This is a genomic window from Plantactinospora sp. ZYX-F-223, from assembly GCF_039649625.1.
In the GTDB taxonomy this organism is placed as follows: Bacteria; Actinomycetota; Actinomycetes; order Mycobacteriales; family Micromonosporaceae; genus Plantactinospora.
Genome location: NZ_JBDJAV010000030.1, coordinates 65,073 through 87,295, shown reverse-complemented (window position 1 = coordinate 87,295; position 22,223 = coordinate 65,073). Strand labels below are relative to the sequence as shown.

Annotated in this window: 20 protein-coding genes and 1 pseudogene; 12 read left to right on the top strand and 9 right to left on the bottom strand. The window is 72.3% G+C overall.

The genetic code is table 11. The features are described from left to right. Nucleotides 1-12 precede the first annotated feature (12 nt). On the top strand, nt 13-798 hold the full coding sequence (locus AAH979_RS27875) for an SGNH/GDSL hydrolase family protein (RefSeq protein ID WP_346261089.1): 786 nt from the start codon (nt 13-15) through the stop codon (nt 796-798). Nucleotides 799-816: 18 nt separating this feature from the next. Here AAH979_RS27875 and AAH979_RS27870 read toward each other — a convergent pair whose 3' ends face one another. Next, on the bottom strand, nt 817-1,428 hold the full coding sequence (locus AAH979_RS27870; protein WP_346261088.1) for a pentapeptide repeat-containing protein: 612 nt from the start codon (nt 1,426-1,428) through the stop codon (nt 817-819). 63 nt (nt 1,429-1,491) lie between these two features. Between AAH979_RS27870 and AAH979_RS27865 the strand changes: the two genes are divergently transcribed. Then, nucleotides 1,492-2,400, top strand: coding sequence for a sulfurtransferase (locus AAH979_RS27865; protein ID WP_346261087.1), 909 nt, complete (start codon nt 1,492-1,494; stop codon nt 2,398-2,400). Here the strand turns inward: AAH979_RS27865 and AAH979_RS27860 are convergent. The 3 genes from AAH979_RS27860 to AAH979_RS27850 form a co-directional block, all read right to left on the bottom strand. Continuing rightward, on the bottom strand, nt 2,397-3,551 hold the full coding sequence (locus tag AAH979_RS27860) for a low temperature requirement protein A (RefSeq protein WP_346261086.1): 1,155 nt from the start codon (nt 3,549-3,551) through the stop codon (nt 2,397-2,399). The two genes, AAH979_RS27865 and AAH979_RS27860, sit on opposite strands and share 4 nt — an antisense overlap. A 69-nt stretch (nt 3,552-3,620) precedes the next feature. Then, the gene (locus AAH979_RS27855) at nt 3,621-4,985 is read right to left on the bottom strand and encodes a hypothetical protein (protein WP_346261085.1); all 1,365 of its coding nucleotides are present in this window, start codon (nt 4,983-4,985) and stop codon (nt 3,621-3,623) included. Between the two features lie 86 nt (nt 4,986-5,071). Then, the gene (locus AAH979_RS27850) at nt 5,072-5,326 is read right to left on the bottom strand and encodes a flavin reductase (RefSeq protein WP_346261084.1); all 255 of its coding nucleotides are present in this window, start codon (nt 5,324-5,326) and stop codon (nt 5,072-5,074) included. Nucleotides 5,327-5,615: 289 nt separating this feature from the next. Between AAH979_RS27850 and AAH979_RS27845 the strand changes: the two are divergent. Together AAH979_RS27845 and AAH979_RS27840 are read left to right on the top strand one after the other, a co-directional pair. Continuing rightward, a pseudogene (locus tag AAH979_RS27845) lies at nt 5,616-5,762 on the top strand (Scr1 family TA system antitoxin-like transcriptional regulator); the annotation flags it as partial. Between the two features lie 99 nt (nt 5,763-5,861). After that, on the top strand, nt 5,862-6,050 hold the full coding sequence (locus AAH979_RS27840) for a DUF397 domain-containing protein (RefSeq protein ID WP_346261116.1): 189 nt from the start codon (nt 5,862-5,864) through the stop codon (nt 6,048-6,050). Between the two features lie 22 nt (nt 6,051-6,072). Here the strand turns inward: AAH979_RS27840 and AAH979_RS27835 are convergent, their stop codons facing one another. Further along, nucleotides 6,073-6,642, bottom strand: coding sequence for an NUDIX hydrolase (locus tag AAH979_RS27835; RefSeq protein WP_346261083.1), 570 nt, complete (start codon nt 6,640-6,642; stop codon nt 6,073-6,075). A 51-nt stretch (nt 6,643-6,693) separates the two neighbouring features. Next, nucleotides 6,694-7,983 (bottom strand): MFS transporter, encoded by a 1,290-nt coding sequence (locus tag AAH979_RS27830; protein WP_346261082.1) that lies wholly within the window; start codon nt 7,981-7,983, stop codon nt 6,694-6,696. A 189-nt stretch (nt 7,984-8,172) separates the two neighbouring features. On the opposite strand from AAH979_RS27830, the gene AAH979_RS27825 reads away from it, so the two are divergent. From AAH979_RS27825 to AAH979_RS27800, 6 genes are all read left to right on the top strand, one after another. After that, nucleotides 8,173-9,966 (top strand): HSP90 family protein, encoded by a 1,794-nt coding sequence (locus AAH979_RS27825; RefSeq protein ID WP_346261115.1) that lies wholly within the window; start codon nt 8,173-8,175, stop codon nt 9,964-9,966. A 2-nt stretch (nt 9,967-9,968) separates the two neighbouring features. Next, the gene (locus AAH979_RS27820) at nt 9,969-13,034 is read left to right on the top strand and encodes a hypothetical protein (protein ID WP_346261081.1); all 3,066 of its coding nucleotides are present in this window, start codon (nt 9,969-9,971) and stop codon (nt 13,032-13,034) included. A gap of 144 nt (nt 13,035-13,178) precedes the next feature. Continuing rightward, nucleotides 13,179-13,787: a helix-turn-helix domain-containing protein gene (locus AAH979_RS27815; protein WP_346261114.1), complete on the top strand. Its 609-nt coding sequence runs from the start codon at nt 13,179-13,181 to the stop codon at nt 13,785-13,787. 156 nt (nt 13,788-13,943) lie between these two features. Then, the gene (locus AAH979_RS27810; protein WP_346261080.1) at nt 13,944-15,320 is read left to right on the top strand and encodes a biotin carboxylase N-terminal domain-containing protein; all 1,377 of its coding nucleotides are present in this window, start codon (nt 13,944-13,946) and stop codon (nt 15,318-15,320) included. Between the two features lie 61 nt (nt 15,321-15,381). Then, nucleotides 15,382-16,284, top strand: coding sequence for a hydroxymethylglutaryl-CoA lyase (locus AAH979_RS27805; RefSeq protein WP_346261113.1), 903 nt, complete (start codon nt 15,382-15,384; stop codon nt 16,282-16,284). A 38-nt stretch (nt 16,285-16,322) separates the two neighbouring features. Beyond that, nucleotides 16,323-16,970 (top strand): MBL fold metallo-hydrolase, encoded by a 648-nt coding sequence (locus AAH979_RS27800; protein WP_346261079.1) that lies wholly within the window; start codon nt 16,323-16,325, stop codon nt 16,968-16,970. A 69-nt stretch (nt 16,971-17,039) separates the two neighbouring features. Here the strand turns inward: AAH979_RS27800 and AAH979_RS27795 are convergent, their stop codons facing one another. After that, on the bottom strand, nt 17,040-17,615 hold the full coding sequence (locus tag AAH979_RS27795) for a snapalysin family zinc-dependent metalloprotease (protein WP_346261078.1): 576 nt from the start codon (nt 17,613-17,615) through the stop codon (nt 17,040-17,042). Nucleotides 17,616-17,822: 207 nt separating this feature from the next. Here AAH979_RS27795 and AAH979_RS27790 point away from each other — a divergent pair, with 207 nt between their 5' ends. Continuing rightward, on the top strand, nt 17,823-19,355 hold the full coding sequence (locus AAH979_RS27790) for an acyl-CoA carboxylase subunit beta (protein WP_346261077.1): 1,533 nt from the start codon (nt 17,823-17,825) through the stop codon (nt 19,353-19,355). Nucleotides 19,356-19,469: 114 nt separating this feature from the next. Further along, a complete protein-coding gene (locus tag AAH979_RS27785) occupies nt 19,470-20,618 on the top strand; it encodes an acyl-CoA dehydrogenase family protein (RefSeq protein WP_346261076.1) in 1,149 nt (382 codons plus the stop codon). Nucleotides 20,619-20,720: 102 nt separating this feature from the next. Here the strand turns inward: AAH979_RS27785 and AAH979_RS27780 are convergent, their stop codons facing one another. Together AAH979_RS27780 and AAH979_RS27775 are read right to left on the bottom strand one after the other, a co-directional pair. After that, nucleotides 20,721-21,272, bottom strand: coding sequence for a DUF1697 domain-containing protein (locus tag AAH979_RS27780; RefSeq protein WP_346261075.1), 552 nt, complete (start codon nt 21,270-21,272; stop codon nt 20,721-20,723). Between the two features lie 146 nt (nt 21,273-21,418). Beyond that, on the bottom strand, nt 21,419-22,204 hold the full coding sequence (locus tag AAH979_RS27775) for a MerR family transcriptional regulator (RefSeq protein WP_346261074.1): 786 nt from the start codon (nt 22,202-22,204) through the stop codon (nt 21,419-21,421). Between the last annotated feature and the right edge of the window lie 19 nt (nt 22,205-22,223).

Below are 22,223 nucleotides of genomic sequence, written 5' to 3'. Positions count from 1 at the left end.
GGGAGGCCCGACATGCGCTGGCGCAACTTCGTGGCGGTCGGAGACAGTTTCACCGAGGGACTGGACGACCCGTATCCGGACGGCAGTTTCCGGGGCTGGGCCGACCTGGTGGCCGCGACGCTGGCCGCCGAGGCCGGGCCGGATTTCGGGTACGCCAACCTGGCGATCCGGGGCCGGCTGTTCGGGAACATCGTGGCCGAGCAGGTGCCCGCCGCGCTGGAGATGCGCCCCGACCTGGTCAGTTTCGCGGCCGGCGGCAACGACGTACTGCGTCGCAACTTCGACCCGGGCGCCCTGGTGGAGCGCTTCGACCAGGTGGTCGCCGAGTTCCGGGCCACCGGGGCGGACGTGCTGCTGTTCCGGTTCGCCGACGTGATGTCCCGGCTCCCCGGGCAGCGGCTCGTGGCGCCCCGGGTGCAGATGCTGAACCGGGCGGTCGGTGAGACGGCGGAGCGGCACGGCGCCATGCTGGTGGACCTCTTCGCCGACGACGTCTTCGGGCACCCGCTGCTGTGGAGCACGGACCGGCTGCACCTGTCGGCGGCCGGACACCGCCGGGTCGCCGGCCGGGTGCTGGCCACCCTTGGGGTGGCGCCGGACGAGAGCTGGTTGGTGGTGCCGCCCCGGCCGGCCCCGACGCCGTGGCTGGCGGCCCGGGGCGCGGACCTGCGCTGGGTCGGGCAGCACTTCGCGCCCTGGATCAGGCGCCGGCTCACCGGCCGGTCGTCCGGCGACACGATTACGGCCAAGCGCCCGGCGCTGGCGCCATACGCCCAGCGCCAGCCCTTCGTGGACTGACCCGATCCGGAAGGATGCTCAGCCGACCTGGAAGCCGAGGGCTTGGGCGAGCACGATGGTCTGAGCAGGGTCGACGATCGCGCCGGAGCGTTCGACCGTGGTCGGGTCGAGCGTGCTGAGATCGCTGCCGCGCAGGTCGGACCGGACGAACCGGGCCCCGCGCAGTTGCGCACCGGAGAGGTCGACGTTGGTCAGGATCGCGTCGGTGCAGTTCGCGCCGGTCAGGTCGGCCTCGCGCATCCGTACGCCCTGGATGGTGACGCCGCGCAGGTCTGCGCCGGAAAGGGCCACGAACGACCAGTCCCCGCCGAGCACGGTGAGCGGCCGGACCGCCGAGTCGGCGAAGGTGCTGCCGACCAGCTTGCAGCCGGCGAACTCGGCCTCGAAGAAGTTGCACCGGGTGAAGGTGCAGCGCAGGTACGCCGAGTCGGTGTGCCGGGAGGCGTTGAACCGTACGTTGCCGAAGACGCAGTTGGTGAAGCTGACCCGTTCCAGGGTCGCCTCGGTCAGGTCGACGTCGAAGAACTCGCAGTCGACGTACTCGTGTTCGACGAACTCGTCGCCGTACCAGTCATCGCGTCGGAAGGTCCGACCCTCGTGTCGTACGCCTGTGCGGGCCGGCTCCGTCATGTGACGACGCTAACCGAGGAGAGCCGGCCTCCTCCAGCAGGCGCCCGGCGTACCGTGGAGATCATGCCGATCCCGAGCGATCCCGCACCGAGCCTTCAGGGTTACGCCGACCCGCAGCGCCTGGTCACCACCGAGTGGCTGGCCGAACATGTGGGCCAGCCGGGCCTGGTGGTGATCGAGTCGGACGAGGACGTGCTGCTCTACGAGACCGGCCACATCCCCGGCGCGGTCAAGGTCGACTGGCACCTGGAGCTGAACGACCAGGTGACCCGGGACTACCTGGACGCCGAGGCGTTCGCCCGGCTCTGCGCGGCCAAGGGGATCGGCCGGGACGACACGATCGTCTTCTACGGCGACAACTTCAACTGGTGGGCGGCGTACGCGCTCTGGGTCTTCACGCTCTTCGGACACCCCGACGTACGGCTGCTCGACGGTGGCCGGCAGAAGTGGGTCGCCGAGGGGCGGGAGCTGACCCGGGAGAAGACCGCGCGGCCCCCGGCCGACTATCCGACGCCGCAGCGGGACGACGCGCCGATCCGGGCGTACCGGGACCAGGTGCTGGCGCACATCGCGGCGGCCCGGCCGCTGGTCGACGTCCGCTCCCCGAAGGAGTACACCGGGGAGCTGACCCACATGCCGGAGTACCCGCAGGAGGGCGCGCTGCGCGGCGGCCACATCCCGGGCGCGCTGAGCAAGCCGTGGAAGTCGGCGGCGAACGACGACGGCACCTTCAAGGGCCCCGACGAGCTGCGGGCGATCTACGCCGACCAGCTCGGGCTGTCGCCGGACGACGACGTGATCGCGTACTGCCGGATCGGCGAGCGGTCCAGCCACACCTGGTTCGTGCTGCGGCACCTGCTCGGCTACCCCCGGGTGCGCAACTACGACGGCTCGTGGACCGAGTGGGGCAACCTGGTCCGGGCACCCGTGGTCAAGGGCGACCAGCCAGGCGGGCTCACCCCGCAGTCCTAGCCCGCTCCAACCCCTTCGGTGCTCGCCCTGTTCCGGTGTCCGGTCAGGGCGAGCATCGCGACGATCACCGCGATCACCGCGACCAGTTGCAGCCAGGCGCTCACGACGGTGCCGAGCGGCACGGTGCCGAGTACGATGCCGGCGGTCACCCAGCGGCTCCACCAGAGCGGGACGTGCAGGGACTGCCGGGCCACGGCGATCCCGGCCAGATAGAGGGCTACTCCGCCGGCCAGGGCCAGGGCCGCGTGCACCGACGCCGGTTCGCCGGGGTGCGCCACCACGGAGTGGATCCCGGCGGCCGCGACCACGATGCCGAGCAGCAGCGGGATGTGCGTGAAGCCGATCCGGAGCGCCAACCGGGCCCGGGGCCCGCGCTCGGCCCGCTCCAGCGCCGCCTCCGTCGCCCCGGTCTCGGTGAAGTACGTCCACCAGAGCGCGAAGGGCAGGGCCAGCGCCGCGACCGTCACGGCGACGGTGCCGGCGGTGAGGTGTGCGACGTCCACGCTGATCCCGATCGCCACCACCGACTCGCCGAGCGCGACGATCAGCAGCAGGCCGTGCCGCTCCACGAAGTGCCGTGCGGCGATGTGGAACGAGGCGATGACGCTGACCCAGGAGAGCCGGGGTACCAGGTAGGGGACGACCGACTGGAGGGCGAAGGCCGCCAGCCACAGCTCGTACCGGGCCGCTCCGTCGGCGAGCCCGCCGAGGACGACCAGCAGGGCGGAAGCGACGTTGTAGACCGCCAACCAGAGCAGGGCGATGCCGATCCCCGCCTGGGTGAAGAGCAGCAGGTGGACGCAGATCACCACCAGGTATCCCACGCCGAAGACCAGACCGGTGCGGCCGAACGCCTCCGGCACCCCGACGGCGGCGACGAGGAAGCCCGCCATTCCCGCGAACAGCAGCAACTTCTGGGTGGCCCGGCGGGGCGGCACGCTGTTGGGCAGCCAGACATAGCCGGTGACCATCCACCACAGGATCCCGAACAGCAGCAGTACCCGGCCGAGGCTGGGCAGGGAGAGGTCCGCCTCCAGGATCCGGGTGAGCTGGGTCAGGGTGAAGACGAAGACCAGGTCGAAGAAGATCTCCACCGGGGCCACCCGGTCGGCTGGCCGGCGGTCCCCGCCGCGCCAGGCAAGACGGCTCATAACCAGCGAGCGTAGGGCGGCCGGCGGGAGCGCGTCCGGCGGTCGCCCCGAGGCGAGTACGGCCGGGGGTCAGCCGGGTACGACCACCTGACGCAGCGCCACCAACCCGGGTACGTCGATACGTTGCCGTACTGCCCCGGTGCCGGGGTCGACCCGGAGTACGGCGTCGGGCTGGCCGACGTAGAGCCGGGAGCCGTCGGGCGGGCCGGCGAGGCCGCGTACCTCGGCCGGGGTGGACCAGCGCGGCGCCGTGCCCCCGCCCGTGCTGGCCGCCATCCCGGCCACCTCGCGGCCGGCCCCGACCAGCAGTCTCCCGGCACCGTCGAAGCTCGCGGCGGCAGCGGGTGCGGCGTTACCCGACCCGGCGGTGCCGGCCAGCGCGTCGAACCGGACGGTGTCCATCACGGTCAACCCGTCGGGGTCGATCGTGGCCAGCGCGCCGGTACCGGTGTCCGCCACGTAGAGCCGGCTGCCGTCCCGGCTCAGCGCGATCGTGTGCCCGGTCGCCGCACGCTCGCCGAACGGCGCCGGCAGGTCGACGCAGAACGCCCAGCGTTCGGTCAGGTCGAGGGTGTGCACGAAGGCATGCACATGCGGGGCGTCCTCGCGCGCCCCGGCGCCGTGCGGGTCCCCGGCAGCGGCGATCCGGTCCCGGGTGTGCACATGGTCCGGCTGGTGCGTGTAGAGGGTGAAGAGCCGGTTGCGCTGCGAGTCGTACACCGCCTGCCGGCCCTCGCCGCGCATCTCCTCCTCGGCACCCTCCGGCACCACCGCCTTGACCCGGGTCAGCAGCGGTTCCACCCGCCCGGACGCGATGTCGACGACCCGTACCCGATAGCGGTCCGGTGCGGTCGGCGGCAGGTAGTCGAGGACGAAGAGTGCCTGGCGGGACGCGTCGAACGCCTCCGGTTCGAGGTTGCCGGGCAGTTCCAGCCGGCGCCGCTGCCCGGCACCGTCGGCGACCACGATCGTGGTCCGCTCCCGTGGCCCCGGCCGGTAGGGCGAGTGCCCCGGCCCGGCGTCGTCGGCGAGCGCCACCAGGCCGCCGTCGGCCGAGGTGGTGCGGACCGCGAGCGCGCCGGTCAGGGTGCCGGCGCTGACCGCCGCGCCGTCCGGCAGCCGGTGACTGGTCACCCGGGTACCCCCGTCCGGGCGCTCGACCCGGACCAGCCGGCGGCCGTCGCCGCTGACCACCGCGGGGGCGGGCTGGACCAGCATCCGTCCGGTGGCCGCGTCGACCACCGCCAGCTTGCCGTCGGCCAGCTCCACCACGAGCGCCTCACCTGTAGCCAGCTTGCGGCGGGCGGCCTCCGCGTCCTCCCGGTCGCCGGACCGGAACTGGCAGCCGGCGCTGGCCGCGACCGCACCGATCCCGGCGGTACCGGCCAGCAGCGCGCCGGTCAGCCGCAACACGTCACGCCTCGTCGTCGTCATGCCGGGTAGAGCCGTGACACCCACCACCGGTTCCACCGTCACCGCTCCGGCCACGCCCGGACAGTTCTTGGTGGTCCCGCTCGTCGTCAGCGTGGGCGCGAGCGGGGCAGCCAGTAGACGATCCGGGTGGCGAGTTCACGGGGGTCGGTAGTGGGCAGGTCCTGTAGCGCGCGTTGCAGTTGGCCGGCGAGGTAGACCAGCAGCCCGATCCGGTCGTCGCGGTAGGCGCGGAGCAGGCCGAGCCGGGCGGGTTGGCAGGGCCAGGGTGCACCGCAGGTCCGGCAACGGAACGACGGGCGTGCCGGAGTGTGCGGGCGGAACCGCGCGTCGGGGCCGTACACCGCGCTTTCCCGGTCATCGGTACTCGACCTGCCGGGTGCGGCCGGTCCGGTTATGGTGTCCGACCCCGAGGGTCGTTCTCCAGGCCGGGCCGGCGTTGGTGTGCCGGACCCGGGCCGATGGTGGTGGTGACCCGACGGTACGCGGGCAGCGCCAGCGGCGACCACAGGAGCAGAAGATCCAGAGGAAGTACCAGGCACGGTACTGCCGAATGGGTAGGCAATGGCGTCTGGGCATTGATTATCCCTTCTTACCTGTCCTCATGACGGAATTGGATGTGGGGTCGTTCCGGTGCCGCAGCTCCGGCTTCAGATCGTGCCGACCGGCGTCGGCGCGTACGCCGGGTTGACCGGTCCGTTCGTCGTCGCCTCGCTGCCCGGCAACGAGAATCTGGCTTTCCTCGACAACTACCTCCAAGGCATGGTGGTGCACGACGCGTCGGAAGTAGCGTGGATTTGTCAAGGCATGGGAGTCCATTCGAAGCGAGGCGCTACCGCACCACCAGTCCACCAAGTTGATATTGGAAGTGGCGGAGAGATGGAGTTGACCGGGGCGGCTTGGCGTAAGAGCACCCGCAGCAACGGGCACAGTGGCAACTGTGTGGAGGTCGCGGACAACCTGCCGGGGGTGGTCGGGGTGCGGGACAGCAAGGATCCGGCGGGTCCTGCGCTGCTCTTCAGCGCATCCGCGTGGCGTTCGTTCGTCGGGCAGGTCCGGGCGCGCTGACTGCCAGCGCGCCGTACCCGCCTCAGCAGCGCATCTGCTGGAGCTTCGAGCAGAAGCGGGTGAAGTGCGGGTCGAAGCGGGTCGGGTCCGCGTCATGTACCTCTGCCGGCGACCACCAGCGGGCCTCCCGGAACTCGCCACTGTCCAGTGTGAGCGGTTGTTCCCGGCCGAGCCTGAGTAGGAACCACAGGCTCACGTCGGTGTGTCCGGCGTCGATCCCGACGGTACGGGTCACGGTGACGAACACCGGCTCGTCCCCGACGAGGCCGCTCTCGACCGGCACGCCCAACTCCTCGTACGCCTCCCGGCGAGCCGTCTCGGCGGGGTCCTCGTCCGGGTCGACGTGCCCGCCCGGCGGTAGCCACAACCCGGCGTTGACGTGGTCGACCAGCAGCACAGCACCGTCGGCCGGATCGACCGGCACCACGTACGACACCAGGTGCCGGGGCGGGGTGGCCGGTTTCACCCGCCGGAACACGTCGTCGGTGCTCCGCAACCACTCCAGGGTCTCCGCTCGGTGGCCCGCCTCCACCTCGTCGCCGGGCACGATCCCCGCCACCACACCCCGCACCACTCCCACCGACGCCCGCACCCACGCATCATGTCAGGACGTAGCGTTCGGCCGGCTATAGCGAGCCGAACGCTACGCGCTGACGATGGTCCGTTCGCGGGGTCGGAGGGAGTGCCAGGAAGCCATCGTGAGCAGGGCGAAGATGGCGGTGGCGGCGTACAGCACCGGGGGCAGGCCGGCGGTGGCGCCGAGCACTCCGGCCAAGGTCGCGCCGACCGGGGCGGCAAGCAGGCTGACCGTACGCTGGGCGCTGCCGACCCGGCCGAGCAGTTCGGCGGGGACGTTCCGCTGCCCGTACGCCGACCAGAGCGCGTTCCAGATCGCGGTGCCAGCCGAGAAGACGGCGAGTGCGACGGCGCCTGGCACCGGGTTTCGGGCTACCGCCAGCGTGGCTACCGCCAGCGTCTCGGCGACCAGCACCCAACGCAGCCCGGGCAGGGTGCCGAGCCGGGTGGCGACCTGCCCCGCGCAGAGTCCACCGGCCAGTGCGCCGAGCACGGCCGCCGACATGAACAGGCCGTAGCCGGCGGCGGGCACCGCCAGCACCTCCAGCGCGTAGAGCACGATGATCGCGATCAGGCCGCTGGTGGCCAGGTTGGTGACCACGGTCAGACCGGTGATCCGGCGCAGTGTGCGGTCCTGCCAGATCCAGCGCAGCCCGGCACCGGCCGCCCGCCAGGCGGCACGTGCACCGGCTGGTCGGGCGCGGGGTGTCACGGTGGCAGGGCTCGACTTCAGGGCGGACGATTCGACCTGGGTCGGGCGCAGGGTCAGCGCCAGCACGGCGGCGACCGCGAACGTCAGCGCGTCGACGGCGAACGGCAGGGCGGCCGAGAGCGCGAAGAGCACCCCGGCCAGCGGTGCGCCGACGAATCCACCGGCGACGGCGGTACCGGCCTGGAGGCGACCGTTCGCCACCGCCAGCCGTTCGACGGGCACGATCCCGGGGAGTACGGCGAACGCGGCGGCGTCGAAGAGTACGCCGAGGATGGCGAGCAGGAAGGCGCAGCCGACGAGCGCGACGATCCCGACCTTGCCGGTGACGACCAGCAGTGCGAAGCCGGCGACCAGGACGGCACGCAACCCGTCCACCGTGGCCATGGTTCGGCGCCGGTCCCAGCGGTCGGCGTAGACGCCGCAGAACAGGCCGAACAGCAGCGGCGGGAGTTGCCCGGCGGCCACCACGGCCGCGATCGCCCGTGGATCCCGGGTCACCGACGCGGCGAGCAGCGCGAGAGCCGGGGTGCGCAGCGCGTCGCCGAGCCGGGACACCACCGATGCCGTCCACAGTGTCCGGAAGCCACCAGCCCGAAGACGGCCGACGGATCCCGCCGCCGCCCTCGCCGCTGTCGTGTCGGACATCGGTGACCGCCTCTCCTCGACTCGCCGTACCGGTCCCGGACCGGGCCGAGCCTGCGGTCTCGATCGGGTCGAGGGTCAAGCCGGCCGCCCGCCGTCTGCGGGGAAAGTCGGCGGAAAAGCCGGACGCGGCGGGTCGCCCCGGGCCGGTACCGTGAGCGCCGTCACCGGACAGGAGTGAGTGAAGCGATCGTGGACCGGACCTTCCAGGTCGACCTCCGTGGCGTGGTCGATCTGCTCAGCCATCACCTCTACGGCAGTCCCCGGGTCTACGTCCGGGAGCTGTTGCAGAACGCGGTGGACGCGATCACCGCCCGGCGGGCCACCGACCCCGGCGCCCCGGCCGTGGTCCGGATCGAGCCGCCGGAGCTGACCGGCGACGGCACGCTGCGGGTGCACGACACCGGCATCGGCCTGACCGAGTCGCAGGTGCACGAGTTGCTCGCCACCATCGGTCGCAGCTCCAAGCGGGACGAGCTGGGCTTCGCCCGCCACGAGTTCCTCGGCCAGTTCGGCATCGGCCTACTCTCCTGCTTCCTGGTCGCCGACGAGGTCCGGGTCCGCACCCGGCACGGCGACGAGCCGACCGTGCTCTGGACCGGTTACGCCGACGGCCGCTACCGGGTCGAGCCGGCTGCCGCCGACGCACAGCGCGCCGAGCCGGGCAGCACCGTCACGCTGGTCCCGCGCCGCGACGCCGAGCAGTGGTTGACCCGGCCGACCGTGACCGAGTTGGCCCGGCTGTTCGGCTCGCTGCTGCCGATCCGGGTGCTGGTCGGCGACGTCGAGACCACCACCGGGCCGCCGCCGTGGTCGGCCTCCGCCGGCACCTCGCCGTCCGCCCGCCGGGACAATCTCATCGGGTACGCCCGCGAGGTGCTCGGCTTCACCCCGTTCGACGTCGTACCGCTCTCGGTGCCGGAGGCGGGGCTGACCGGCGCGGCCTTCGTGCTGCCCACCCCGGTCAACCCGGCGGGCCGGGCCGGTCATCGGGTCTATCTGAAGCGGATGCTGCTCACCGAGGGCGCCGAGGGACTGCTGCCGGACTGGGCGTTCTTCGCCCGCTGCGTGGTCGACTCCACCGAGCTGCGCCCGACCGCCAGCCGCGAGGCCCTCTACGAGGACAGCCTGCTGGAGGCGACCCGGGAGGCGCTCGGCGACCAGCTCCGGGGCTGGCTGGTCCGGCTGGCCGGTGGTGCGCCGCGCCGGCTCGCCGAGTTCCTCCAGGTGCACCACCTGGGGGTGAAGGCGCTGGCGCTGCACGACGACGAGATGCTCCGGCTGGTCGAGCGCTGGTGGCCGATGGAGACCAACACCGGGCAGACCACCCTGGCCGAGTTCCGCGAGCGGCACGGCCTGATCCGGTACGCGGCCAGCATCGACGAGTTCCGCCAGCTCGCCGGGGTGGCGGCGGCGCAGGACCTGGCGGTGGTCAACGCCGGTTACACGTACGACACCGAGATCATCGAGCGGTTGCCGACGGTGGACCGGTCGGTGCTGGTCGAGCGGCTGGAGCCGAACGATCTGACCACCCGGTTCGACGCCCTTGACCCGGCGGCGGAGCTGGCGCTGCGGCCGTTCGTCGTCGCCGCGCAGCGTGCCCTGGACCGGCTCGGTGTCGAGGTGGTGCTCCGCTCCTACGCCCCGGCGTCGCTGCCGGCGCTCTATCTGGTGAGCCGGTCGGCGGCCTTCGAGGAGCAACTCCGGTCGACCCGGGAGCGGGCCGACGAGACCTGGGCCGGGGTACTCGACGCGCTCGCCGCCTCCGGCCCGGCCGAGCGCCCGCAGTTGGTGCTCAACCACCGCAACCCGCTGGTCCGCCGGGTCAGCGCGCTCGGCGAGCCGGCGCTGGTCGGGCTCGCCGTCGAAGCCCTGTACGGCCAGGCGCTGCTGCTCGGCTACCACCCGATCCGCCCCGCCGACGCCGCCCTGCTGAACAGCTCGTTCCTCGGCCTGCTCGGTCGGGCCGTACCAGGACAGGAGTGAGGATGGACCGGGACACCGACGACCTCTGGCGGACGATCGACCGGGTCGGCGAGATGCCGTACGGCAGCGGTCAGGTCGCCGCCGCCGAGCAGCTCATCCGGCAGGTGGACGCCACCGGTGACGAGCAGCTCGCGTTCGCGGCCCGGATGCTCGCCACCGCCGCCTACTACTACGGCGGCGAGCCGGCCCGGTCGTTCGTCACCTTCTCCTGGTGCCTGGCCGAGTTCGACCGCAACCCGAGGCCCTATCACCAGCGGCACCTGCACACCCTGCTCTGGTACTTCAAGCACATGGTCAGCGGCCTGCTCGAATTTCCCGAGGTGCCGCTGGACCGCACCATGGCGGTACTCGACGACATGGAGCGCCGCTACCGCGACGGTGGCCACAGCCTCCAGATGGTCTACAAATACCGGCACCAGGTGGCGGTGCACGTCGGCGCGGCGGAGGAGGCCGCCGAGTGGTACCGCCGGTGGACCACCGCGCCCCGGGACGACCTCTCCGACTGCGCCGGCTGCGACCCGACGGACCAGATCGAATACCTCGCCTCGCTCGGCCGGCACGAGGAGGCGGTGGCAATGGCCGAGCCGGTGCTCGCGGGCCGGCTGGGCTGTGTCGAGCAGCCGCAGTGCGTACTCACCGCGCTGATGCTGCCGTACCTGCACACCGGCCGGCGGGAGCAGGCGCGGGACGCACACCTGCGGGCGTACCGCCGGCACCGGACGAACATCGCGAACATGTCGCTGGTCGGTGAGCACCTGACCTTCTGCGCGCTGACCGGCAACGAGGCGCGCGGGCTGGAGTTGCTGGAACGGCACCTGGGCTGGTTGGACGAGGCGCCCTCGCCGGCCGACGCGATGGCCTTCGCCGCCAGCGGGGCACTGCTGCTGCACCGGCTGGCCGCCGAGGGCCACGGGGAACTGCCGGTGCAGCGCCGTGGCCACCTGGAGCGCCCGGCGGCCGAGGTGTCGGTGACGGTGCTCGCCACCGAGCTGGCCGGGACGGCCCGGGACCTGGCCGCCCGGTTCGACGCCCGGAACGGCACCGGGGCGCAGTCGGCGATCGTCGCCGAGCTGCTCGGCCGGCAACCGGTGGGCGGGTACCTGCCGCTGTCGCCGACCGCCCGCCGCCGCCCGGCCCCCGCCAGTACGTCCCCCACCGCCGCCCCCGCCCAGGCCAGCCGGCCCGGCGGCAGCACCTCGACCGACGAGGGCAGTGGCGCGTCGACCGGCGAGGACAGTGGAGCGTCGACCGGCACGGCCGGGTCCGTTCCGGCCGCCGAGCCGGGTGGAGCCTCCGCAGGGTCGGCCCGGCCACCCGCCCGGCCCGACGTACCGCCGGACGCTAGCCCGGAGCAGTTGCTCGACCTGGCCGAGGCGGCCTGGCGTACCGAGCGCGACGGCGACCTCTTCGCGGTACTGGCGGTCTTCGACGAACGGTTCGCCGGGCAGGCGCAGGGGCAGTCGGTCGCCGCCCGTCGGGCCGAGTTCCGGGCGGTCGAGCGGCAGGTGGCCGGCGACGTGGCCGGAGCGGTGGCGGCGGACCGGGAGGCGCTGGCGCTGCACCGGCAGGTGCCGGATCCGCTCCGCGCCCAGGTGGTGGCCGGCCGGCTGGGCGTACTGCTGGTGATGTCCGGTGAGCCGGACGAGGGGGTGCCGCTGGTCCAGGAGTCCGCCGACTACCTGATGGTGCACGGTGACGCCTGGCATCGGGCCGCCGCGCAGGACCGGTTGGCGATCGCGTTTGCCGAGCGGGGTCGGGGTGCCGAGGCGCTGGCGGCGGTGGACCGGGCGTCGACCGAGGCGGCCGGTGCCGGAGACCGCTATCTGGTGGCACGGATCGCGCTGACCAGGGTCCGGGTCCTGGAGTTGCTGGACCGGGGCGCCGAGGTCGGCGAGGCGGCGCTGCGGGCCCGGGACCTCTACGACGAACTCGGCCTGCCCGATCACCGGGCGGTCGCCAGCCTCGGCTACGCCAACTCGCTCGACGACCCGGAGCAGGCGGTCTCGGCGTACGACGAGGCGGTGCGGCTCGCCACCGGCAAGCTGGCGCTGCCGGCCCGGACCGGGCGGGCCCGGGCGCTGGTCGCCGCCGGCCGCCCGGGTGAGGCGGTCGACGACCTGGTGGAGGCGGTCGCGCTCTGCGTCGAGCGCGGCATCGTGGACGGCGCTGCCTACCTGCGCTGGGAGCTGGCCGACGCCTACCGGCGGGCCGACCGGGCGGTGGAGGCGGCCGAGGCGGCGGAGGAGGCGGTCGGCGAGCTGGACCGGCTCGGCCGGCAGGCCGACGCGGACCAGTGCCGGCACCTGCTCGCCACCGTCTACCGGTCGCTCGGCGAGGACGGCCCCGCCCTGGCCCTGCTGGACGAACTCGCCGACAACCTCGACGGCCCGGACAACCTGCCTGCCCGGGCCGGGGTGCTGGAGGAGGCCGGCGAGCTGCTCTACGCCCAGGACCGGGACAATCTCGCCGCGCAGCGGTTCGGTGCCGCCGCGACCGCGTTCCAGCTCGCCGGGCTGCCCCTGGACGAGTTGCGGGTCCGGCGTCGGGAGGTGGCCGCCCAGCACTGGGCCGGTGACCCGGCGGCGGCGCTGGCCGCGCTGGAGGTGGCCGACCGGGTGGCGGCGGCCCTGCCGGGCGGGTCCGCAGACTCGGCACCACCGGCGGGGTCCGGATCTGGTACGCCGGATTCCGGCGACGCCGAGGTCGAGCCGGCGGTGCACTGGGAGCGGGCGATGCTGGCCGATGTCGCGGCCCGGGCGCTGCTCGGCGCGGACCGGCCGGACGAGGCGCTGGCCCGGTTGGACGGCGCCGCCGACACGCTGCGGTCGATCCAGGCCTTCGGCGAGGCGCTCCTGGTGGACCTGCTGACCGGGGAGGTGTTGCTCCGGCTGGACCGGCCGGCCGAGGCCGAACCGCTGCTCCGGAGCACCCTGAACAGCCTGCCCGAGCACTCCGAGCCGGTACGCCGGACGGCCTGGCTGCTCGCCGTCGCGCTCGCCGCGCTCGGCCGTACGGCGGAGGCCGACGCCCTGCGCGCCAGCTACGACCTCGACCCCGACGACGAGTAGCCGGCCCGATCCCGCCCGCCGGATGGGGCACCGGTCCGGGCGCGGATCGGACGGACCCGTCCGCCCAGTGGCGGCCGACACTCGGCAGGGAGCCAGCGATTGACAGCTGACTAGGCTGGTCGGGTGACGGTGGAGGAGCAGGTGATGGCGACGGAGGCCGGCGCGCCCGCCAGCGGCGTGCGGCGACGGCGGTCCCGGCGCGAGGAGATTCTGGAGATCGCGGTCGGCCTCTTCGCGGCCCGCGGCTATCACGGGGTCTCGATGGACGACATCGGGTCGGCCGCCGGGGTGACCGGTCCGGCGCTTTACCACCACTTCGCCGGCAAGGAGGCGATGCTCGTCGCCGCGCTGATGCCGGTGAGTGACGGGCTGCTGGCCGGCGGGCGGCAGCGGGTCGCGGAGCATCCGGAGAACTCCCGGGCGGCCCTCGAATCCCTGATCGACTTCCATGTCGAGTTCGCCCTGGCCAACCCGGCGGTCATCGCGCTGCACCTGCACGAGCTGGACCGGCTGCCGGAGGAGCCCCGCCGGCAGATCCGGCGGCTCCAGCGGCTCTACGTCGAGGAGTGGGTGGGGGTGCTGACCGCGCTGCACCCGAAACTGTCGGCGGGCGAGGCGCGGGTGCTCGCCCATGCCGCGTTCGGTCTGATGAACTCCACGCCCTTCCTCGGTGGCGAGGTGGACCGCCAGCGCCGGGCCGCGCTGCTCCGAGCCGCTACCCTGGCTGCGCTGCTCGCCGACCCGGACGACTGAACCTTTCGACCTGAACCGCGTGGCGCTCGGGCACCGCGTCCGACTTGCGGTCCGCCGGACCGCAGGGGGAGGTTGAAAGAGGTTCACTGAGCCGGGCCGCGGACGGCCGTACAACGAGGTGCGGCCGCTTCGAGTACGGAGAGGTAGAACACGATCATGATCGAGTCCCTGCTCGTCGCGAACCGTGGCGAGATTGCCCGCCGGATCATGCGGACCGCCCGGCGACTCGGCGTACGGACTGTCGCGGTCTACTCCGAGGCAGATGCCGACCTGCCGTTCGTCCGCGAGGCCGACGAGGCGGTCTGCGTCGGCCCGCCCAACCCGGCGCAGAGCTACCGGAACGCCGAGGTCATCCTCGCCGCCGCCAAGTCGACCGGTGCGCAGGCGATCCACCCCGGGTACGGCTTCCTGTCGGAGAACGCGGACTTCGCCCGTACCGTCGAGGCGAACGGCCTGGTCTGGGTCGGGCCCGGCGCCGACGCGATCACCGCGATGGGCGACAAGATCAATGCTCGTAACCTGATGGCCGCCGCGGGCGTCCCGGTGGCACCCGGCACCACCGACCCGGCCGGCACGGTCGAGGCCGCGCTCGCCGCCGCCGGGGAGATCGGCTTCCCGGTCATGGTCAAGGCCGCCGCCGGGGGCGGCGGGATGGGCATGGCGGTCGCCGCCGACGAGGCCAGCCTGCGCACCGAGTACGACAAGGTGCGCGCGTTCGCCGAGCGGATGTTCGGGGACGGCTCGGTGCTGATCGAGCGGTACTTCCCCCGGGTGCGGCACGTCGAGGTGCAGATCCTCGGCCTGGCCGACGGCCGGGTGGTGGCGCTCGGCGAGCGGGAGTGCTCGGTGCAGCGGCGCAACCAGAAGGTGGTCGAGGAGTCGCCCTCGCCGGCCGTCTCCGCAGAGCTGCGGGAGCGGCTGCTGGCGGCGGCGGTCCGGGCCGGCGAGGCGGTCGGCTACCGCAACGCCGGCACCGTGGAGTGCCTGCTGGTCCCGCGCCACCGGGACCTGCCGGGTGCCGGCCCCGACTCCGATGAGTTCTTCTTCCTGGAGATGAACACCCGGCTCCAGGTGGAGCACCCGGTGACCGAGCTGGTCTACGGCGTCGACCTGGTCGAGGAGCAACTCCGGGTGGCCGCCGGGCTGGCCCCGAGCTTCGACCCGGACGCGCTCGCCCCGCGCGGGCACGCCATCGAGCTGCGGGTCAACGCCGAGGACCCGTTGCGGTTCCTGCCTGGCCCGGGTGCGGTGACCGCGTGGACGGAGCCGACCGGCGAGGGGGTCCGGGTCGACTCCGGATACGCCCTCGGCACCACCGTCACCCCGTTCTACGACTCGCTGATGGCGAAACTGATCGTGTACGGCGCCGACCGGGCCGAGGCGATCGACCGGGCCCGTACGGCGGTGACCGGCTTCGAGATCGCCGGGCCGAAGTGCAACCTGCCGTTCTTCGCCGAGCTGTTCGACAACGCCGAGTTTCTCGGCGGTGACTACGACACCGGCATCGTCGGCCGGATGCGGGCGAAGAAGTGACCGGCCGGATGGGAGCGGAAAACGTGGGCGGGCGGAACGAGGTGGCGGCATGACGAACGACCTGCCGGGCGCGGTCTCGATCCGGGAGGTCGGACCGCGCGACGGCCTGCAGAACGAGGACCCGGTCCCGTCCGACGGCAAGGTACGCCTGCTGGACCTGCTCGGCACCACCGGCGTACGCCGGATCGAGGCGGTCTCCTTCGTGCACCCGAAGGCGATCCCGCAGATGGCCGACGCCGACGAGGTGTGGGCGCGGGCGACGAGGACACCGCAGGTGCGCTATTCGGCGCTGGTGCCGAACTCGAAGGGCGCCCAGCGGGCCCTGGCCGCCGGGTTCACCGAGATCGAGGTGGTGGTCTCGGCCAGCGACACCCACAACCGGCGCAATGTCAACCGTTCCACCGCCGAGTCGCTGGACGACATCGCCGGGCTGATCTCGCTGTTGCACGAGGCGGGGGCGACCGCCGAGGTGATCGTGGCGACCAGCTTCGGCTGCCCGTACGAGGGGGACGTCGACCCGGCCCGGGTGGCCGGCATCGTCGACCGGGTGGTGGCCGACGGGGCGGACCGGGTGGCCTTTGGCGACACCACCGGGATGGCGACCCCGCGCCGGGTCCGGGAACTCCTCACCGCGGTCCGGAACCGGCAGCCCGACATCCCGGTGCTGCTGCACTTCCACAACACCCGGGGTACGGCGCTGGCGAACCTGCTGACCGCGCTCGAACTCGGCGTCACCGAGTACGACGCCAGCGTCGGCGGGCTCGGCGGCTGCCCGTACGCCCCGGGGGCGAGCGGGAACGTGGCCACCGAGGAGGTGGTGCACATGCTGCACGACATGGGCATCGAGACCGGTGTCGACCTGGACGCCCTGCTGGAGGCGGCGGCCTACGCCGAGCAGCTCGTCGGCCGGGAGTTGCCGTCCGGGGTGCTCCGGGCCGGCCCGCGCAGCAGACTGGCGGCGTAACGGCCGTAAGCACCGACAAACCGGGATAAGCTCGGCAAATGCGGTTGATCAAGTACACCCACGCCTGCGTACGCCTGGAGGCGGACGGGCGGTCGCTGGTGATCGATCCGGGCATGTGGACCGAGGCCGAGGCGCTGGACTCCGTCGACCACGTGCTGGTCACGCATGAGCACCCGGACCATCTGGACACCGAGCGGATCAGTGCGGCGGTGGCCACCAACCCGGCGTTGCGGATCTACACCCACGCCGACGTGGCCGGGCAACTGGCCGATCTCGGTCCGGCGGTGGTGCCGGTCGCCTCCGGCGACGAGTTCGACGCGGGCGGGTTCCGGGTGCGGGCGGTCGGTCGGGACCACGCCGAGATCTACCAGGGGCTGCCGGGAATTCCGAACCTCGGCTTCGTGGTCGACGTCGGGACGACGGGTGGCGGGCTCTACCACCCCGGCGACGCGTTCTTCGTACCGGACCTGCCGGTGGCGACGCTGCTGGTGCCGACCAGCGCGCCATGGTTGAAGGTCGCCGAGTCGCTCGACTTCGTCCGGGCGGTCAAGCCCCGGCGGGCGTACTCGATCCACGACGCGGTGGTCAGCGAGCGCGGGGCGCCGATCGTGGACCGCTGGTTCGCGCAGAAGGCCGAGACGGAGTACGCCCGGATCCCGCCCGGGCAGTCGGTCACCTTCGACTGACCCGGCCCGCCGGAAGGGGCCGGCGGTTCGCCGGCCCCTTCGTGGTACGTCCGCTTCTCGGCCGGCGGGTCAGCCGATCGGGGCGAGCATCGTCGCCGGCCAACTGTCCGGGAAGACCTGGCCGCCGACGTCGTCGGCGCGCTCCGGCCCGACCCGGGTACCGGCGAAGAGCTGGGTGACCCGGCTGGCCTCCGCGCTGCTCGGGTACGGGTTGGTGCAGCTCGTGCCGGCACTGCCACCCGACATCAGCAGCGCGCAGTTGCCGTTGTAGTTGTCCGGCAGCCCGAGGATGTGCCCGATCTCGTGGCTCATGATCCGCAGCGGGCTGTACTGCTGCGCCTGCTGGGTGTCGATGTAGACCCGGCCGTTGCCGAGGCTGGTCCGCACCGCGTACGAGCCACCGCCGGTGATCTGGTAGATCCGCAGGTTGGAGCCGCAGTTGGCCGAGAGGGTCAGGTTCGACGTGGCGTTGTTCCAGATCGAGGCGGCCTGGTTCGCGATGCTGACGTAGCTCGGCGCCTGGCTGGTGTTGTAGCAGATGGTCATGGCGGCGGACGCGGGCGAGGGGTTGGCCAGCGTGATGCCGAGGGTGGCACCCGTCGTTGCGACGAACGCGACCAGTAGCCGGCTGATGCGTGAGGTCATGGCTCACTCTCCGATCCGGTGGTCGATGGGAGGGGGTGCCAGCAGCCTAGTATAGACAAATGTCAATTACACCATCCTGTCCAGATACGTGGTCGTTCGTTATGACAGCGGTCGAGTGGCCCGGAGCGGCTCGGATGCAGTAGCCTAACGATCGTTCAGGTCGGTTGGGGTGGGACCGCGAGTCCCGGTGCGACGAGGGGGGTCGGCGTGACGCTCGACGATGCGGCGCTGGAACAACTCGGCAAGCGGGTCCGGGCCGGCGGTGCGGAGAAATACCACGCCGCCAACGCGGCCAAGGGCAAGCTCTTCGCCCGGGAACGGATCGCGCTGCTGGTCGACGAGGGATCGTTCGTCGAGGACGGGCTCTACGCGAACGCGCTCGCCGACGGGCTACCCGCCGACGGCGTGGTCACCGGCCAGGCCAGCATCGACGGCCGGCCCGTCTGCCTGATGGCCAACGACTCCACGGTCAAGGCCGGGAGCTGGGGTGCCCGTACGGTCGAGAAGATCATCCGGATCATCGAGCGGGCGTACGCCAACGGCCAGCCGATGGTCTATCTGGTCGACTCGGCCGGTGCCCGGATCACCGACCAGGTGGACCTCTTCCCCGGCCGGCGCGGCGCCGGAAAGATCTTCTGGAACCAGGTCCGCGCCTCCGGCTCGATTCCGCAGGTCTGCGCGCTGTTCGGGCCGAGCGCGGCCGGCGGGGCGTACATCCCGGCGTTCTGCGACGTGGTGGCGATGGTGGACGGCAACGCCAGCATGTATCTCGGCTCCGACCGGATGGTCGAGATGGTCACCGGGGAGAAGACCACACTGGAGGAGATGGGCGGGGCCCGGGTGCACTGCGCCGAATCCGGTGTCGGGCACTTCCTCTGCAAGACCGAGGCGGACGCGCTCGACGTGGTCCGCCGCTACCTCTCCTACCTGCCGGCGAACTGGACGCAGTCGCCGCCGGCCGCGCCCGCCGTCGCCGCCCCGGACAAGGTCGACCTGGCCGCGCTGGTACCGGCGAGTGAGCGGCAGGCGTTCGACATGCGCCGGTACGTCAAGGGCCTGCTCGACGCCGACTCCTTCCTGGAGATCCAGGCGCTCTGGGCCAAGGAGCTGACGATCGGCTTCGGCCGGCTCGACGGCCAGGCCGTCGGTGTGGTGGCGAACAACTCGATGTTCAAGGGCGGGGTGCTCTTCGTCGACTCGGCCGACAAGGCGACCCGGTTCGTGCAGCTCTGCGACGCGTTCAACGTGCCGCTGCTCTTCCTCTCCGACGTGCCCGGTTTCATGGTCGGCACGGCGGTGGAGAAGCAGGGCATCATCCGGCACGGCGCCAAGATGATCACGGCGATCAGCGAGGCGACCGTACCGAAGATCTGCGTGGTGGTCCGCAAGGCGTACGGTGCCGGGCTCTACGCCATGGCCGGCCCCGGCTTCGAGCCGGACGCGACGATCGCGCTGCCCACCGCGAAGATCGCGGTGATGGGCGCCGAGGCGGCGGTGAACGCGGTCTACGCCAACAAGATCGCCGCGATCGAGGACCCGGACGAGCGGGCGGCCTTCGTCGCCGAGCGGCGTACCGCCTACGAGCAGGACATCGACATCGTCCGGCTGGCCAGCGAGCTGGTCGTGGACGCGATCGTCGAACCGGCCGACCTGCGAACCGAGCTGGTCCGGCGGTTCGCCGCCGCCCGAGGAAAGGACCGCACCTTCTCCCGGCGCCGGCACGGCGTCACGCCTGTCTAGGAACCGGCCCGGCGCTCCGACCGTTGCGGAGATCGGAACGCCCGGCTCGCCACCCGCGGCCCCGCCCGTCGCGCCACGAGCGTTCCCGGCGGACCCGACCCGATGGAGGAACCCATGGACTTCCGGCTCAGCGAGGAGTACGAGGCGCTGCGATCGAGTGTGCGGTCCTTCGCCCACGAGGTCGTCGCGCCGGCCATCGCCGACCACTACGAGCGGCACACCTTCCCGTACGAGATCGTCGCGCAGATGGGCAAGATGGGGCTGTTCGGCCTGCCGTTCCCGGAGGAGCACGGCGGGATGGGCGGCGACTACTTCGCGCTCTGCCTCGCCCTGGAGGAACTCGCCAGGGTCGACTCCAGCGTGGCGATCACGCTGGAGGCGGCGGTCTCGCTCGGCGCGATGCCGATCTACCGGTTCGGCACCGACGAGCAGCGCGCCCGCTGGCTGCCGAAGCTGGTCACCGGCGAGGCGCTGGCCGGGTTCGGGCTGACCGAGCCGGGCTTCGGCTCCGACGCGGGCGGCACGGCGACCCGGGCGGTTCTGGACGGCGACGAGTGGGTGATCAACGGCTCGAAGGCGTTCATCACGAACTCGGGTACCGAGATCACCACCCTGGTCACGGTCACCGCTGTCACCGGCACCAACCCGGACGGCTCCAAGGAGCTCTCCACCATCATCGTGCCCTCCGGTACGCCGGGCTTCACCGTCGCGCCGGGCTATTCCAAGGTGGGCTGGTGCGCCTCGGACACCCACGAGCTGACCTTCGACGACTGCCGGGTGCCGGCGGAGAACCTGCTCGGCCAGCGCGGCCGGGGCTTCGCCCAGTTCCTGCGGATCCTCGACGAGGGGCGGATCGCGATCGCCGCGCTGGCGGTCGGCCTCGCCCAGGGCTGCGTCGACGAGTCCATCCGGTACGCCAAGGAGCGGCACGCCTTCGGTCGGCCGATCGCCAACTTCCAGGCCATCCAGTTCAAGATCGCTGACATGGAGCGGCGGGCGCACACCTCCCGGCTGGCGTACTACGACGCGGCGGCCCGGATGCTGGCCGGCGAGGACTTCAAGCGGCACGCGGCGATCGCCAAGCTGCACGCCAGCGAGTGCGCGGTGGACAACGCCCGGGAGGCGACCCAGATCCACGGCGGGTACGGCTTCATGAACGAGTTCGCCGTGGCCCGGTTCTGGCGGGACTCGAAGATCCTGGAGATCGGCGAGGGCACCTCCGAGGTGCAGCGCATGATCATCGCCCGCGACCTGGGGCTGTAACCCGGAATGCTCCGGCCGGCCGGCTCACGGCTCGTTCGGCCGGCCGGTCAACTCCGGGCACCTGCCGACCTGCCGGGTCGCGGCAACCTCACCCGACTCAGCTCAGTCGGTCGCGGTCAGCTCGGCCAGGGCCTTGACGGTCTTCCAGTTCCGGGTGGTCGAGGCGACGCCGAGTCGCTTCTCCAGGTAGGCGTTGCTGAACCTGCTGCGGCCGTACCCGTCCGGGTAGTGCAGGTAGAGGTCACGGCCGGTACCGGCGAAGGCGAACCCGGCGGCCTCGGCGCCCGGCACGGACAGCTCGGCCACCCGGTCGGCCTCCGGCGGCTGCGCCAGGAACGCCACCAGCAGCTTGACCTCGTCCGGCTGGGCGGGCGCGTACGGGTTGCCGGCGGTCAGCTCCGCCAACTCCGGGCCGGAGCGGACCATGACCGCCACGTCGATGGTCAACTGGTCGGCGAGGGCTCGCCGGAGGTCGCCGGCCAGCCGTTCCGGATCGGCGCCGTTCCCGGCTCCGAAGACCACGTTGCCACTCTGCAGGTAGGTCTTCACGTCGTCGTGGCCGAGGTCGGTGACGATCCGGCGCAGGTCGGCCATGCCGATCCGGTTGTGCGAGCCGAGGTTGACGCCCCGCAGGAGCGCGGCGTACCGGCCCATCCCGCCTCCTCGATCAACCGTTTCTGACGGTCAGGAGCCTATCCCGGCCGGCCGGGCCCTGGAGGTCTCGTCTCCGGGGGCGAACCCGTTCGTCCGGCCAAGGAGTAACTGAGCCGCCTCTCGCGAAGGACCGGAGCACGGCGCGGTCAGTGGGAGTCCGGTCTGGGGATATGGACGCCGGCGGCACGGAGCTTGGTTTCGACGAGCGCGGCCAGCCGGGCCGCGCCCGGTGCCTGTTCCTCGCCGTGGTGGGCGATCAGGTTGTACCGGGTCGCGGTCTCGGTGCGGGCTTGCAGGCCGGTCACGATTTTCAGCTGTGCGGGGTTGGCGAGGTAGTGGTCGGCCATGGCGGTGGCGAGTTCGGCGATGCGGGGGTCGTCCGGTTCCCAGGCCGCGGATTCGGCGGCGCGCTTGCTCAAGGCGACGAACCGGGGGTCTTGCAGGGCGTGCTCGACATGGGTGAGGTAGTCGTCGAAACCTTCGGGAACCAGGGCCCTGGCGAGCACCAAGCCCTCCCGGGCGGCCGCCACTTCGTCCGTGCTGAAGCCGAGGGCGGGCATCCGCTCCAGCAGTGCCACAGCGCGCTCGGGCAGCAGCGCCCGGTTGCCGTCGGCGAGCCGGTGCAGTGTGTCGCGCCGGCTGATCAACTCCTTGATCCGTTCGGTGAGCTGCCGCTCGACGTCGGCGAGTGCGGCGGCGAACTGCGCGGCGTCGGCGGCGAGCAGGGGCCCGATCTCGGCCAGCGGCACCCCGGTGGCGGCCAGCGTGCGGACCTGCACCAGCCGCAACAAGTCGGCCGATCCGTACCGTCGGTAACCGGAGCTGTCGCGTTCGGGCTCCTCGACCAGGCCGAGCTTGTGGTAGTGCCGCACCGTCTTCACGGTAACGCCGGCAAATGCCGCTGCCTGCCCGATCGTGACTCCGTTCCTCATCTGCTCAGCCTGCCTTGTG

Excerpts from the sequence above, each read along its gene's own strand:
- AAH979_RS27865 (WP_346261087.1), top strand. The coding sequence starts at position 1,492 with ATGCCGATCCCGAGCGATCCCGCACCGAGCCTTCAGGGTTACGCCGAC.
- AAH979_RS27870 (WP_346261088.1), bottom strand. The coding sequence starts at position 1,428 with ATGACGGAGCCGGCCCGCACAGGCGTACGACACGAGGGTCGGACCTTC.
- AAH979_RS27800 (WP_346261079.1), top strand. The coding sequence starts at position 16,323 with ATGCGGTTGATCAAGTACACCCACGCCTGCGTACGCCTGGAGGCGGAC.
- AAH979_RS27815 (WP_346261114.1), top strand. The coding sequence starts at position 13,179 with ATGGCGACGGAGGCCGGCGCGCCCGCCAGCGGCGTGCGGCGACGGCGG.
- AAH979_RS27860 (WP_346261086.1), bottom strand. The coding sequence starts at position 3,551 with ATGAGCCGTCTTGCCTGGCGCGGCGGGGACCGCCGGCCAGCCGACCGG.
- AAH979_RS27810 (WP_346261080.1), top strand. The coding sequence starts at position 13,944 with ATGATCGAGTCCCTGCTCGTCGCGAACCGTGGCGAGATTGCCCGCCGG.
- AAH979_RS27820 (WP_346261081.1), top strand. The coding sequence starts at position 9,969 with ATGGACCGGGACACCGACGACCTCTGGCGGACGATCGACCGGGTCGGC.
- AAH979_RS27830 (WP_346261082.1), bottom strand. The coding sequence starts at position 7,983 with ATGTCCGACACGACAGCGGCGAGGGCGGCGGCGGGATCCGTCGGCCGT.
- AAH979_RS27775 (WP_346261074.1), bottom strand. The coding sequence starts at position 22,204 with ATGAGGAACGGAGTCACGATCGGGCAGGCAGCGGCATTTGCCGGCGTT.
- AAH979_RS27785 (WP_346261076.1), top strand. The coding sequence starts at position 19,470 with ATGGACTTCCGGCTCAGCGAGGAGTACGAGGCGCTGCGATCGAGTGTG.
- AAH979_RS27780 (WP_346261075.1), bottom strand. The coding sequence starts at position 21,272 with ATGGGCCGGTACGCCGCGCTCCTGCGGGGCGTCAACCTCGGCTCGCAC.
- AAH979_RS27855 (WP_346261085.1), bottom strand. The coding sequence starts at position 4,985 with ATGACGACGACGAGGCGTGACGTGTTGCGGCTGACCGGCGCGCTGCTG.
- AAH979_RS27795 (WP_346261078.1), bottom strand. The coding sequence starts at position 17,615 with ATGACCTCACGCATCAGCCGGCTACTGGTCGCGTTCGTCGCAACGACG.
- AAH979_RS27875 (WP_346261089.1), top strand. The coding sequence starts at position 13 with ATGCGCTGGCGCAACTTCGTGGCGGTCGGAGACAGTTTCACCGAGGGA.
- AAH979_RS27840 (WP_346261116.1), top strand. The coding sequence starts at position 5,862 with ATGGAGTTGACCGGGGCGGCTTGGCGTAAGAGCACCCGCAGCAACGGG.